Source organism: Streptomyces sp. NBC_00287 (genome assembly GCF_036173105.1).
Lineage (GTDB): Bacteria > Actinomycetota > Actinomycetes > Streptomycetales > Streptomycetaceae > Streptomyces.
Map to the genome: position 1 here is coordinate 6,604,761 of NZ_CP108053.1, position 13,869 is coordinate 6,618,629.

General features: G+C 70.0%; 12 protein-coding genes. 9 read left to right on the forward strand and 3 right to left on the reverse strand.

Annotated features, from left to right (window positions below; translation table 11 throughout):
* Positions 1 to 4: 4 nt before the first annotated feature.
* On the reverse strand, positions 5 to 211 hold the full coding sequence (locus OHT76_RS30260) for a DUF5988 family protein (RefSeq protein ID WP_328874028.1): 207 nt from the start codon (positions 209 to 211) through the stop codon (positions 5 to 7).
* Between the two features lie 254 nt (positions 212 to 465).
* On the opposite strand from OHT76_RS30260, the gene OHT76_RS30265 reads away from it, so the two are divergent.
* Positions 466 to 594, forward strand: coding sequence for a hypothetical protein (locus OHT76_RS30265; RefSeq protein ID WP_260859743.1), 129 nt, complete (start codon positions 466 to 468; stop codon positions 592 to 594).
* Positions 595 to 643: 49 nt separating this feature from the next.
* Here OHT76_RS30265 and OHT76_RS30270 read toward each other — a convergent pair whose 3' ends face one another.
* Positions 644 to 2,194: a purple acid phosphatase family protein gene (locus OHT76_RS30270; RefSeq protein ID WP_328874029.1), complete on the reverse strand. Its 1,551-nt coding sequence runs from the start codon at positions 2,192 to 2,194 to the stop codon at positions 644 to 646.
* 141 nt (positions 2,195 to 2,335) lie between these two features.
* On the opposite strand from OHT76_RS30270, the gene OHT76_RS30275 reads away from it, so the two are divergent.
* Positions 2,336 to 3,379: a 3-isopropylmalate dehydrogenase gene (locus tag OHT76_RS30275; protein ID WP_328874030.1), complete on the forward strand. Its 1,044-nt coding sequence runs from the start codon at positions 2,336 to 2,338 to the stop codon at positions 3,377 to 3,379.
* A gap of 239 nt (positions 3,380 to 3,618) precedes the next feature.
* Positions 3,619 to 4,707 (forward strand): branched-chain amino acid aminotransferase, encoded by a 1,089-nt coding sequence (locus tag OHT76_RS30280; protein WP_328874031.1) that lies wholly within the window; start codon positions 3,619 to 3,621, stop codon positions 4,705 to 4,707.
* A 58-nt stretch (positions 4,708 to 4,765) separates the two neighbouring features.
* On the opposite strand, the gene OHT76_RS30285 is transcribed toward OHT76_RS30280, so the two are convergent.
* Positions 4,766 to 6,199, reverse strand: a complete 1,434-nt coding sequence (locus OHT76_RS30285; RefSeq protein WP_328874032.1) for a cytosine permease — start codon at positions 6,197 to 6,199, stop codon at positions 4,766 to 4,768.
* A gap of 127 nt (positions 6,200 to 6,326) precedes the next feature.
* Between OHT76_RS30285 and ureA the strand changes: the two genes are divergently transcribed.
* From ureA to cimA, 6 genes are all read left to right on the forward strand, one after another.
* Positions 6,327 to 7,025 carry an urease subunit gamma gene (gene ureA / locus OHT76_RS30290; protein ID WP_328874033.1) on the forward strand — a complete coding sequence of 233 codons (699 nt, stop codon included), beginning with the start codon at positions 6,327 to 6,329 and terminating at the stop codon, positions 7,023 to 7,025.
* Complete coding sequence (locus OHT76_RS30295) at positions 7,022 to 8,731, forward strand: urease subunit alpha (RefSeq protein WP_328874034.1); 1,710 nt, start codon at positions 7,022 to 7,024, stop codon at positions 8,729 to 8,731. The genes ureA and OHT76_RS30295 overlap by 4 nt, the downstream gene beginning before the upstream one ends.
* An 8-nt stretch (positions 8,732 to 8,739) precedes the next feature.
* Positions 8,740 to 9,756, forward strand: coding sequence for an agmatine deiminase family protein (locus tag OHT76_RS30300; RefSeq protein WP_328874035.1), 1,017 nt, complete (start codon positions 8,740 to 8,742; stop codon positions 9,754 to 9,756).
* 10 nt (positions 9,757 to 9,766) lie between these two features.
* Positions 9,767 to 10,366 (forward strand): TetR/AcrR family transcriptional regulator, encoded by a 600-nt coding sequence (locus tag OHT76_RS30305; RefSeq protein ID WP_328874036.1) that lies wholly within the window; start codon positions 9,767 to 9,769, stop codon positions 10,364 to 10,366.
* A 141-nt stretch (positions 10,367 to 10,507) separates the two neighbouring features.
* Entirely contained in the window at positions 10,508 to 11,755 is a 1,248-nt protein-coding gene (locus tag OHT76_RS30310; protein WP_328874037.1) for a TolB family protein, read from the forward strand.
* A gap of 302 nt (positions 11,756 to 12,057) precedes the next feature.
* The gene (cimA, locus tag OHT76_RS30315) at positions 12,058 to 13,662 is read left to right on the forward strand and encodes a citramalate synthase (protein WP_328874038.1); all 1,605 of its coding nucleotides are present in this window, start codon (positions 12,058 to 12,060) and stop codon (positions 13,660 to 13,662) included.
* Positions 13,663 to 13,869: the final 207 nt, after the last annotated feature.

A 13,869-nucleotide genomic window follows, 5' to 3' on the forward strand; every position in this document is an offset into this window, starting at 1 on the left:
GGGGCTACTCGGCGATCTCCGTGCGCTCCCACCACTCGTAGACCGGCAGTCGGCCCTGTGGGGTGTTGTCGGCGCGTGATGTCGGGCGGAAGTGTTCGTAGCCGCCGCGGAGCTTGATCTTCACATCGGGCCCCGGGGCCGGGGGCGGGACGATGCGCTCGGGCAGGTCGTCCGGGCCGCCTTCGAGAAGCACTTTCTCCGTGTCGTTCATGAGCCTCACCGTTCCCCTCACCACCACGGTACCCAGTTCGCCGTCTCAGATAGTAGGAAGTCCGAGTAATTGTGGAGACAGGAGCGCGTCCCTCCCTTAAGTTTGTAGGAGCCGAACGTCTCGCTCGATCAAGCGAATGGCGGTCGTGAGCCGGGCCCCGTGCAGGCAACCCCTGTGGCACCGCTCCCCGCCCCACCCGGCGTCTCGTACCCCCCTCTTCCGCACTCCCGGATTGTTGAAGGAGTCGATTTCCCATGGCCGAGACGACCGCCCGCCGAGTCCGTCATCTGTCCCGTTCGAGCGAGTCCGACCGCAAGAATGCCGCCGCTGCCCTGCAGCGCGCCCTCGACCGCCGTGACAACGGCGGCGCCACCGGCCACTGAGCCGACCCCATACGCCGGGAGCCGCACCCGCGCGAGGTGCGGCGCGGGCTCATGCTCCGCGCCGCACCTCGAAATGGTCGATGCGCTTCCCGTCGTGAGCCAGTGCCGACACCTTGAGGCGTGGCCGCGCGCCGCTCTCCGCCTCCACCTTCAGGACCGAGAAGCCCCGGTAGCGCACCCGCGACCACTCCACGGTCTCGTGCTTCGCGGACCGTGACTTGGTCCACTGGAAGGTGTCCACCGACTCGACGTCCTGGACGCGGCCCTCGTAGCTCTCCGCCACGCCCGCCGGGAAGCCGTACAGATCCTTGCCGCCCCCGCCGGCCGTGACGTACACGATGCCGTCCCGCGACGGGTCCGTGGCCGCGCCGATCGGCACCGGGCGGCCCACCTCGCCGTTCTTGATGGCGTCGGTCCGCTCGTAGACGTGGTTGTGGCCGTTGATCACCAGATCCACCTGGTGCTCGGCGAACAGCGGCAGCCACTCCGCCCGCACCCCGCCGTCCGAGGCGTGCGACGAAGTCGAGTACGTGCAGTGGTGGAAGAAGACCACGACGAAGTCCACCGCCGCCGAGGCCCGTAGCTCGCGCAGGCGCTCATCCAGCCACTTCGTCTGGCGGCCCTGCGTGTGTCCGAGGTTCGCCGGGATCTCGTACGACACGTCGTTCGCGTCCAGCGCCACGAAGCCGACGTTGCCGTAGACGAAGGAGTACACCCCGGGTGCCGTACGCGGGTCGAAGCCGCTGTCCGGGAGGCTGAAGCGGGCCAACTGGCCGCCATAGCCGTCCGGTGAGTACCAGGCCTCCATGTCGTGGTTGCCGGTCGTCACCATCCACGGCACGGTCTTCGCGACCGGCTCGTTCTGCTTGAGGAACAGATCCCAGAACCCGGGGTCGTAGCCGTCCGAAGTCTCGCCCCGGCCCTTGACGTTGGCGTAGCAGATGTCACCGGCGTGCAGATGGAAGGCCGGGTCCTGACGCAGCAACAGCTGGTCGCTCGCCTCGGCCGCGTCGCTGACGCCCTGGTCGCCGAAGGCCGTGAACACGAAGGACTCCGGGTTCGCCGGCGCCGTACGGAAGGAGGAGACCGTCGAGCGGTGCGGGGCGGAGGCGGGGTCGAAGCCGTCGTGGCCCACGCCGTAGTAGTACGTCGTGCCGGGCAGCAGGTCGTCCAGCGCCGCGTGGACGTAGTACTGCTCCAGCGCCGGCCGCACCCCCTGCACGCCCGGCGTGTGCAGATCGCGGATCTCGGCCTCCACCTTGCGGCCCAGTTCGTCGGGGCGTGCACCGATGCGTATGTACGGCTTCTTCACCGCGGCCGGGACCTGCCAGGAGATCCGCATCTGGGTGCGCGGGTCGGCGCCGAAGGCGAGGTGGCGGCCGAAGGGCGTGACCGCCGAGCCGGGGACCTCGGTGGTCGCGGAGGACTTCGGCGTGGCGGTGTCCGAACCCGAGCATCCGGTCAGCAGACCGCCCGCCACCGCGCCCGCCGTCACCAGCGCGCGGCGCCGGGTCAGCTTCGTGCGCGCGTACTCGTACTGCTCGGCCATGCTCATCCGGCGCGCGAGCTGCGGCGGAATACCGATGTCGGGGAGGTCCATGGCCCTGAACTTCCCAGCGAAGCCCAACACCCGCCATACGTACGGGTGAACGGAAACTGACACGATGGAGTTACCGCTGGTCGGCTGTCCGTATCGCGGACGCGGCATGTCATCCCATGGGACGCGGAGTAGGGTGCCGACATGTCTCGCAGCCTCAATCTCGCAGTGATCCCCGGTGACGGCATCGGCCAGGAGGTCGTGGCCGAAGGTCTCAAGGTCCTCTCCGCCGTCCTTCCGCAGGATGTGAAGCTGGAGACCAAGGAGTACGACTTCGGCGCCCAGCGCTACCACGCCACCGGTGAGACCCTCACCGACGCCGACGCCGAGGCGCTGAAGAAGCACGACGCCATCCTGCTCGGCGCGATCGGTGACCCCTCGGTCCCGTCCGGCGTCCTCGAGCGCGGCTTCCTGCTCAAGCTCCGCTTCCTCTTCGACCACCACGTCAACCTGCGTCCGTCGAAGCTCCTTCCGGGTGTCGCCACCCCGCTGGCGGGCGAGCCGTCGATCGACTTCGTCGTCGTCCGCGAGGGCACCGAGGGCCCCTACACCGGCAACGGCGGCACCATCCGCAAGGGCACCCCGCACGAGGTCGCCACCGAGGTCTCCGTGAACACGGCCTTCGGTGTCGAGCGGGTCGTCCGGGACGCCTTCGCCCGTGCCCAGGCCCGGCCGCGCAAGAAGCTCGCGCTGATCCACAAGAACAACGTGCTGACCTTCGCCGGTCACCTGTGGACGAACATCTTCAACAAGGTGGCCGAGGAGTTCCCCGACGTCACCACCGAGTACATGCACGTCGACGCGGCGACCATCTACCTGGTCACCCAGCCCGAGCGCTTCGACGTCATCGTCACCGACAACCTCTTCGGCGACATCATCACCGACCTCGCCGCGGCCGTCTCCGGCGGCATCGGCGTCGCCGCGAGCGGGAACATCAACCCGAGCGGCGAGTTCCCGTCCATGTTCGAGCCCGTGCACGGCTCGGCCCCGGACATCGCGGGCCAGGGCAAGGCCGACCCCACCGCCACGGTCCTGTCCGTCGCCCTGCTGCTGCGCCACCTCGGCTACGAGGCCGAGGCCGCCCGTATCGACGAAGCGGTCTCCGTCGACCTCGCCGAGCGCACCGGCAAGCCCGCCCGCTCCACCGCGGAGATCGGCGACGCGCTCGCGGTACGCGTAGCCGGCTGACCCCGCCGCGCTCCAAGCCGCCGGGTCTCAAACGCCCGGCGGCTTCCCCATGTCCGCCGCCGGGTGCGACCATCGATCCCTGGGCCGCATTCACGCCGTTTTCTTCCTCGGCACACCGCGCGCGATAATCGAACGCGGAGCCGCGGAATGAGGGAATGCTCGGACGTCCTAGCACTGGCCACTGGCAGTACTGGCGTGAGCGCGGCCCGTCACACACAACCGGTGAAGGACAACTACTGATGACGACGCCCACGATCGAGCTCAAGCCCTCGGCCTCGCCACTCTCCGATGCCGAGCGCGCGGCACTGCTGGCCAACCCGGGGTTCGGCCGCCACTTCACCGACCACATGGTGACCATCAAGTGGACCGAAGGCCGCGGCTGGCACGACGGCCAGCTCGTCCCGTACGCGGCGATCTCCCTCGACCCGGCCAGCATGGTCCTGCACTACGCGCAGGAGATCTTCGAGGGCCTCAAGGCCTATCGCCAGCCCGACGGCTCCGTCGCCACCTTCCGCCCGGACAAGAACGCCAAGCGCTTCCAGGCCTCCGCCCGCCGCCTCGGTATGCCCGAGCTTCCGGTCGAGACGTTCATCGAGGCCTGCGACGCGCTGGTCAAGCAGGACGAGGCCTGGGTCCCGGCGCACGGCGGCGAGGAGTCCCTCTACCTGCGTCCGTTCATGATCGCGACCGAGGTCGGGCTCGGGGTGAAGCCGGCCAACGACTATCTGTTCCTCGTCATCGCCTCCCCGGCCGGCGCCTACTTCCCGGGCGGCGTCCAGCCGGTCTCCATCTGGGTCTCCGAGGACCACGTCCGCGCGGTGCCCGGTGGCATGGGCGACGCGAAGACCGGCGGCAACTACGCCGCGTCGCTGCTCGCGCAGGCGGAGGCCGCGGCGAAGGGGTGCGCACAGGTCTGCTACCTCGACGCGGTCGAGCGCAAGTGGGTCGAGGAACTCGGCGGGATGAACCTGTACTTCGTGTACGGCAACAAGATCATCACCCCGACCCTCACCGGGTCCATCCTGGAGGGCGTCACCCGTGACTCCCTGCTCTCCGTCGCCCGTGACCTCGGGTACGAGGCAGAGGAGGGCCGGATCTCCGTCGACCAGTGGCAGCGGGACTCCGAGAACGGCACGCTGACCGAGGTGTTCGCCTGCGGTACGGCGGCGGTGATCACGCCGGTCGGCACGGTGAAGCGGACCGGGGCGGAGTGGACGCAGTCGGGCGGGGAGCCCGGCGAGGTCACGCTGCGACTTCGCCAGGCTCTGCTCGACATCCAGCGAGGCACTGCCGTGGACCAGCACGGGTGGATGCACCCTCTGGGTTAAGGCACCCGGCGTCGGCGCGGGCGTCTGGGGGCTGCCGCCCCCAGGCCCCCGCTTCGGCCTAAACGGCCTCGTCCTCAAACGCCGGACGGGCTGGAAGGGCGACCCCCGCCGCCTCAATGCCCGGCGTCAGCAGCGCGTACGCCACACCCGCCACCAGCCCCGACAGCAGGAAACTGCAGTCCACCCCACCCGTCACCGCCACCAACGGCCCCTCGTACGACGGCAGCGCCACCGCGAGCACCCCGACCGTCGCCCCCAGCGCCCAGGACACTGTCGCCGGGATGTTCCAGCCGCCCCGGAACCAGTAGATCCCGCCCCGTGAGCGGCGGTTGAAGACCTGGAGGGCCTGCGCGTCGTACTGTCCGCGACAGCGGGCGAAGCCGATCAGTGTGATCACCGCCCAGGGCGTGCCGATCGCCGTCAGCAGGAGGACGAAGGACGTCATCGCGTCCTGGGCCGTCGAGGCGTAGTGGCCGACGAAGACGCAGACCGTGGCGACGACCGCGACCGTGTAGGTGGCCGTGGCCCGGGAGGCGCGCGGCAGGATGGCGTCCAGGTCGAGGCCCATGGAGTACAGCATCAGACCGGCGTTGCCGACCGAGCCGGCGGAGGCGGCGAGCAGCAGGGGGATGAGGTACCAGGTGGGCGCCGCGTCCACCAGGGGACCGGCGTAGTCGAGGGCCGCGCGGGCCGCGTACGCCGTGAAGGTGCCGAAGAGCTGGGGGATCAGCAGGCCGAGGGCGAGGCCGAGCCAGGTCGCGTGCAGGACCTTGCGGGAGGAGTGGCGGGCCGGGGAGATGTAGCGGGTGTAGTCGCCGAGCAGCGTGATGAAGGCGATCGGGCCCGACAGGCCCGCGGCCACCGTCGCGAGCAGCCATGTCGGCCAGAACCCGCCCAGCAGATAGCCGCCGGCCTCGGGGAGCGCGGAGGTGGTGAAGTCCGGGGCGTAGGCGAAGACGCCGAGCAGCAGCAGGGCCGTCATGCCGACCGCGAGGACGCGGGACATGGCGAGCAGTACGCGATAGCCGTAGACCGCGCCCGCGACCGTCGCCGCCGCGAGCAGGCCGTAGACGAGGCCGTAGGAGAGGTCATCGGCGGGGATGCCGAACAGGCGGGTCAGGACGCCGAGCATCACATTGCCGCCGATCCATACGGTCAGCGCGGTGTAGCCGAGGGCCAGCAGGAGGCCGACCACCGAGCCGACCAGTCGGCCGCGGACGCCGAACTGGGCGCCGGAAGAGGTGGACAGGTTCGTCGCCGTGCGCAGGGAGATCAGGGCGAGCGGGGCGGTCAGGGCCGTACCGACGGCGGTGCCCACCAGGATCGAGCTCACCGATGCCCACCAGCCGAGGCCGAAGGACGGCGGCAGCCAGCCGAAGACGATCACACCCAGGCAGAGGTTCGACCCGACCAGGATCGAGACGAGGTCACGGGGCCCGCTGGTGCGTTCCTCGTCGGGGATGGTGTCGACTCCCCGCTGTTCCACCCGCATACCTGGTCTCCTTCACCTTGCCCGGCACTTAGAACGTCACTCAATGTCTGTCACTCGGTGGCTGACGTCAAGGCTTTCTTTCATGGAAACCCTGGCTTAGAGTGTTGTTCTAAAGGAGGAACGACTTATGCGGCTCACGCCCACCGAACGCGACCGGCTGCTGCTCTTCGGGGCCGCCGAACTGGCCCGGGCGCGGCGCTCCCGAGGGCTCCGGCTGAATGTCCCGGAGGCCACCGCGCTGATCGCGGACACCGTGTGCGAGGCCGCCCGGGACGGGCTGCGGCTCGCCGAGGCGATCGAGCGCGCCCGCTCGGTCCTCGGCCCCCACGACGTCCTGCCGGGCGTCGCGGACGTGGTCACCGAGGTGCATGTCGAGGCCGTCTTCGACGACGGTTCACGGCTCGCCGTCGTCAGCGACCCCATCGGGGGCGGGCTCGGCAACACGGCTCCCGGTGCGCTGCTGCCCGGTCCCGAGCACGCCGAGCCGGAGCCGGCCGTACGGCTCACGGTGACCAACACCGCCACCGTGCCCGTCTCCGTCACCTCCCACTTCCACTTCTTCGAGGCCAACCCGCGCCTGGACTTCGTACGGGAGCAGGCCTACGGCATGCGGCTCGCCGTGCCCGCCGGTTCCTCGGTCCGGTTCGGCCCCGGGGAGTCGCTGGAGGTCGGACTCGTGCCGATCGGCGGCGCCCGGGTCGCCATCGGCTTCGCCGGGCTCGTCGACGGACCGCTGGACGCGCCCGGCGCCCGCGAGGAGGCGCTGCGTCGCGCCGCCGCCTGCGGCTACCTCGGCATATCGGACATACAGGAGGTCGTGCGATGAGCCGCCCCGGAGGCCATGCCGCTGAGGCCCGCCGCCTCACCCCCTACGAGTACGCGTCCACCCACGGTCCCCGCGCCGGCGACCGCATCCGGCTCGGCGACTCCGGGCTGACGATCCGCGTCGAGTCCGACGCGCAGAAGTACGGCGACGAGTTCCTCGCCGGGTTCGGCAAGACCGCCCGCGACGGGCTGCATCTCAAGGCGGCCGCCGTCCGGGACACCTGTGACGTCGTCATCAGCAATGTCGTGGTGATCGACGCCGTCCAGGGGATCCGGAAGGTCTCCATCGGTATCCGTGAGGGCCGGATCTGCTCGATCGGGCGGGCCGGGAACCCGGACACGCTCGACGGGATCGACGTCGTGGTCGGCACCGGTACGTCCATCGTGTCCGGCGAGGGGCTCATCGCCACCGCCGGTGCCGTCGACACGCATGTCCATCTGCTGTCGCCGCGGATCATGGAGGCCTCGCTGGCCTCCGGTGTGACCACGATCATCGGGCAGGAGTTCGGGCCGGTGTGGGGGGTCGGGGTCAACTCGCCGTGGGCACTGAAGCATGCCTTCAACGCCTTCGACGCCTGGCCGGTCAACATCGGGTTCCTGGGGCGGGGTTCGTCCTCGCACGATGCCCCTTTGATCGAGGCCCTGGCCGAGGGCGGCGCCTCCGGTTTCAAGGTGCACGAGGACATGGGGGCCCACACCCGGGCGCTGGACACGGCGTTGCGGGTCGCCGAGGAGCATGACGTCCAAGTCGCCCTGCACAGCGACGGTTTGAACGAATGCCTCTCGGTCGAGGACACGCTGCGGGTCCTGGACGGTCGTACGATCCACGCCTTCCACATCGAGGGCTGCGGCGGCGGGCATGTGCCGAACGTCCTGAAAATGGCGGGAGTTGCGAACGTCATCGGCTCCTCCACCAATCCCACGCTGCCTTTCGGGCGGGACGCGGTCGCCGAGCACTACGGCATGATCGTCTCCGTCCACGATCTGAAGACGGACCTGCCCGGCGACGCCGCCATGGCCCGGGACCGCATCCGCGCGGGAACCATGGGCGCCGAGGACGTGCTGCACGACCTGGGCGCGATCGGCATCACCTCGTCCGACGCGCAGGGCATGGGACGCGCGGGCGAGACCGTCCGCCGTACCTTCGCCATGGCCGGGAAGATGAAGGCCGAGTTCGGCGCCCCGGACGAGCACGACAACGAGCGTGTCCTGCGCTACATGGCGAAGCTGACCATCAACCCGGCCATCGCGCACGGGCTTTCGCACGAGGTCGGGTCGATCGAGGTCGGCAAGCTCGCCGACCTCGTGCTGTGGAGCCCGGAGTACTTCGGCGCCAAGCCGCAGCTCGTCCTCAAGGCGGGCTTCCCGGCCTACGGCGTGGTCGGTGACCCCAACGCCGCGACCGACACCTGCGAACCGCTCGTCCTGGGCCCGCAGTTCGGCGCGTACGGCGCCACCCCAGCCGACATCTCCGTCGCGTTCGTCGCGCAGGCAGCCCTCGACCAGGGTGGCGACACCATGCCGACCCGGCGTCGCCGTGTCGCCGTGCGCGGCACCCGCGGTATCGGACCGGCTGACCTGCGCCTGAACTCCCGTACCGGAGCAGTCGATGTCGACCAGCGCACGGGCCTGGTGTCGCTGGACGGAGAGCCGCTGCGCTCGGAACCGGCCGACTCGGTCTCGCTGAACCGTCTCTACTTCCTCTAGGACCTTTGATGACCTTCCGTATGCCCCCCGAGTGGGCCCCGCACGAGCGCACCTGGATGGCCTGGCCGGGACCCAACCCGACCTTCACCAACGACGAGGAGCTGGCCGAGGCCCGCGCCGCCTGGGCATCCGTGGCCCGTGCCGTGCGCCGCTTCGAGCCGGTGACGGTGGTGCACGGCCCCGGTCAGGGCGAGTCGGCGCGCGAACTGCTCGGCCCGGAGGTCGACTTGGTGGAGCGCGAGCTCGACGACGCGTGGATGCGGGACATCGGCCCCACGTTTGTCACCGACGGTCGTGAACTGGCCGCCGTGGACTGGGTGTTCAACGGCTGGGGCGGCCAGGACTGGGCCCGCTGGGAGCACGACTCCAAGATCGCCCGCCATGTCGCGGACCTGGTGGGGGTGCCGGTGCTGTCCTCGCCGCTGGTCAACGAGGGCGGCGCGATCCACGTCGACGGCGAGGGCACGGTCCTGCTGACCGACACCGTCCAGCTCGGCTCCGGACGCAACCCCGGCTGGACCCGCGAGCAGGTCGAGGCGGAGATCCACGCCAAGCTCGGCACCACCAAGGCCATCTGGCTCCCGCACGGCCTGGCCGGCGACTACGGCAGGTACGGCACCCAGGGCCATGTCGACATCGTCGCGGCCTTCGCACGGCCCGGCACCGTGCTGGTGCACAGCCAGCGGAACCCCGCCCACCCGGACCACGTCCGCTCGCAGCTGTACATCGACATCCTGCGCGGCCAGACCGACGCGAAGGGCCGCCGCCTGGAGGTCGTCGAGATCCCCGCGCCCACTGTCCTGAGGGACGAGGAGGGCGACTGGGTCGACTACTCCTACATCAACCACTACCTCTGCAACGGCGGAGTCGTCCTGTGCGCCTTCGACGATCCCCATGACGAGCTGGCGGCCGGTATCTTCCGGCGGCTGTTCCCCGAGCGGACCGTGACCCTGGTCGACGCCCGTACCATCTTCGCTGGTGGTGGAGGCATCCACTGCATCACACAACAGCAGCCGAAGATCTAGGAGCCGTCGGATGGCCGGTGCGCGGAAGAACGCGCCGCCGCGGGAGGACGTCCTCGTCGCCGCCATGGAGATGATCGCCGAGCGCGGTCTGGAGAAGCTCACCATGGCGGCCCTCGGCCGCGAGGTCGGGATGAGCAGCGGGCATCTGCTCTACTACTTCGGCTCCAAGGACGAGCTGCTGCTACGGACCCTGGAGTGGAGCGAGGGCCGGCTCGGCGCCGAGCGCGGCCGGCTGCTGACCCGGAGCGCACCGGCCCGGGAGCGGCTCGATGCCTACGTCGATCTGTACGTCCCCGACGGCCATCGCGACCCGCACTGGACACTGTGGCTCGAGGTCTGGAACCGCTCGCAGAACGCCGACGACGACGCCCGCGACCGGCAGGCCGCGATCGAGGGCGCCTGGCACCGCGACCTGGTGGCCCTGCTGGCGGAGGGGGTGTCGCGCGGGGAGTTCCGGCCGGTCGACCCGGACCGTTTCGCGGCTCGCCTCAGGGCGCTCCTCGACGGCTTCTCCATCCATGTGGCGATCGGGCTGCGGGGCACGGACCGGGCGCAAGTTCTCGGCCACGTCAGGGAGTTCCTCCAGAACAGCCTCCTCGCGGACACCTGAGGGTGCGCCCGGGTTGTACTCAATTCGGGGGATTGACGCGGTGACGCGTGGTGCGTTTGCCTCGATGGAAGCCCTCGGCGCAGGGCCGGGGGAGAAGCAACACAGCATCACGGGGGAAACGTGTTCAGAACAATGCGTGGGGTGTCCGTCGTTGTGCTCGCGGGGGCGATGGTCGCGCTGTCGGCCACGTCCGCGGCGCCGGCGCCGAAGCCGGGGCCCGAGCGGATCACGCTGACGGCGACGGGGGAGCAGATCGAGAAGGGGTCGGGCGGTGCGGCGCTCACCGCTGACGGCCGCTATGCCGCGTTCGTCTCGGAGGACGCCGATGTGGTGCCCGGCGACACCAACGGGCGGACCGATGTGTTCATCCGGGACCTGCGCCGGGGAACCGTCGAGCGGGTCAACGTCGCGTCGGACGGGACGCAGGCGGAGGGCGGCTGGGGCAGCCATCGGGTGGAGATCAGCGCCGACGGCCGGTATGTCGCCTTCATGTCCTCGGCGAAGAACCTCGCCGAGTGGCCCGAACCGCCCACCGGCCAGGTGGAGGACGTCTACGTCCACGACCGTCGCACCGGCCGCACGGAACGGGTCAGCGTCGCCGCCGACGGCGGTTCCGCCTGGACGTTCGACACCTTCGACATGTCGGCCGACGGCCGGTATGTCGCCTTCGGCGCCTCGTCGCAGCGGATGGAGGGGGCCGCGAACAGTCAGACCCTCGCCTACGTCGTCGACCGCCGCACCGGCGTCGCCAAGCGGATCAGCGACCACATCCCGTCGGACTGGTACGTCCCGAGCGTCACCCTGAGCGCCGACGGCAGCCACCTGACCTATGTGCAGCGGCACCCGCGGGGCGGGCGGCACGAGTTGTGGCACGTCGATCTGGGCACCGGTGAGCAGAAGCTGGTGAACGCGACCCCTGGCGGCGAGCCCACCAACGGCGGCCCGGGCGGCGCGACGCTCTCCGCGGACGGCCGGTTCGTCGCGTACAGCTCCTTCGACGAGAGCGTGGTCCCCGAGGCGCCGCAGTACACCTGGGAGCTCTACCTGTACGACAGCCGTACCGGGAAGACCCGGTGGATGACCCACGAAGGCAAGGGCGGGCTCGGCGCCGGTCTCCTCAGCCCCGACGGCCGCCGCCTCGCCTACAACACCGAGATCAAGTCGGGCGACGACACCGTCGCGGAGAACGTCCATGTCCGGGATCTGAGGACCGGCCGGACCGAACTCGTCACCCGCACCCTCGCGGGCGGAGCCCAGACCAAGGGATACGCGGCACCCAGCGCCTTCGCCCGGGGCGGCCGGCTCCTCTCCGTCTACTCGTCCTCGTCCGAACTCGTCCCCGGCGACACCAACGGCACGGGCGACGGCTTCCTGCACCGTCTACGGTGACCGACCGCATTCTGAGACAACCGTGAGTGAGGCACGGGGGCTGTGCCAGACTGCCTCCGTGCTCTCGTTCGCCATGATTATTGGCAGCAGGCGCGCCGGTCCGCAGTGACCGCCACGTACGACCAGGTACGGGCGGACACCGTCGTCCTCGACCCGCGCGCAGACCTCTCGCACCCGCGAGGGGTTTTTCGCATTTCTGGCCCACCTTCAGCCGGAGGCGCAGCGCGAGGGATCATTGGGGGATGGTGGAGCCGGTCATTCCGGTACAGACCGAGATCCATTTCATCAGGAGCCTTCAGACCATGACGGAAACCAGCGAGCTCGACGACTCGTTCCACGTCTTCGACACCACCCTGCGCGACGGCGCCCAGCGTGAGGGCATCAACCTCACCGTCGCGGACAAGCTGGCCATCGCACGGCACCTGGACGACTTCGGCGTGGGCTTCATCGAGGGCGGCTGGCCCGGCGCCAACCCGCGGGACACTGAGTTCTTCGCCCGCGCCCAGCAGGAGATCGACTTCAAGCACGCCCAGCTCGTCGCCTTCGGCGCCACGCGCCGGGCGGGCGCCAAGGCGTCGGACGACCCGCAGGTCAAGGCGCTCCTGGAGTCGGGCGCCCCGGTGATCACACTGGTCGCCAAGTCCCACGACCGGCATGTGGAACTCGCGCTGCGCACCACCCTGGACGAGAACCTGGAGATGGTCCGGGACACGGTGTCGTTCCTGAAGGAGCAGGGCCGCCGGGTCTTCGTCGACTGCGAGCACTTCTTCGACGGCTACCGCGCCAACCCCGAGTACGCGAAATCCGTCGTCCGTACGGCCTCGGAGGCCGGCGCCGATGTCGTGATCCTCTGCGACACCAACGGCGGCATGCTCCCGGCGCAGGTCCAGGCGGTCGTCTCGACGGTGCTGGCCGACACGGGCGCCCGGCTCGGCATGCACGCCCAGGACGACACGGGGTGCGCGGTCGCGAACACGCTGGCGGCGGTGGACGCGGGCGCGACCCACGTCCAGTGCACGGCGAACGGGTACGGCGAGCGGGTGGGCAACGCCAACCTGTTCCCGGTGGTGGCGGCGCTGGAGCTGAAGTACGGCAAGCAGGTCCTGCCGGAGGGCAAGCTCCGTGAGATGACCCGTATCTCCCACGCCATCGCCGAGGTGGTGAACCTGACCCCCTCCACCCACCAGCCCTACGTCGGTGTCTCGGCCTTCGCCCACAAGGCGGGCCTGCACGCCTCCGCGATCAAGGTCGACCCGGATCTGTACCAGCACATCGACCCCGAGCAGGTCGGCAACACCATGCGGATGCTGGTCTCCGACATGGCGGGCCGCGCCTCGGTCGAGCTCAAGGGCAAGGAGCTGGGCGTCGACCTGGGCGGCGACCGTCAGCTGGTCGGCCGGGTGGTCGAGCGGGTGAAGGAGCGCGAGCTCAAGGGCTACACCTACGAGGCGGCGGACGCGAGCTTCGAGCTCCTCCTCCGTGCCGAGGTCGAGGGCAAGCCCCTGAAGTACTTCGACGTCGAGTCCTGGCGAGCGATCGTCGAGGACCGGCCTGACGGCAGCCACGCCAACGAGGCCACGGTCAAGCTCTTCGCCAAGGGCGAGCGCATCGTGGCGACGGCGGAGGGCAACGGCCCGGTCAACGCCCTGGACCGCGCCCTGCGCGTCGCCCTGGAAAAGATCTACCCTCAACTCGCCAAGCTGGACCTGGTCGACTACAAGGTCCGCATCCTGGAGGGCGTCCACGGCACCCAGTCCACGACCCGAGTCCTGATCTCGACGTCCGACGGGGCGGGGGAGTGGTCGACGGTGGGCGTGGCGGAGAACGTGATCGCGGCGTCTTGGCAGGCGCTGGAGGATGCGTACGCGTACGGGTTGCTGCGCGCGGGCGTGACACCGGCGGAGTAACACCGACTTTTCTCGCCCCCGCCGCCCCTACCCGTCCCATCCCTGGGGGCTGCGCCCCCAGACCCCCGCTTCGGCCCTGAACGGGCCTCGTCCTCAAACGCCGGACGGGCTAAATCAGCCCCTCCGGCGTTTGAGGAGCGGGGGTCCAGGGGGCAGCGCCCCCTGGGCGGGGTCGAAGGGGCGGCAGCCCCTGGAGGATGGGACGGG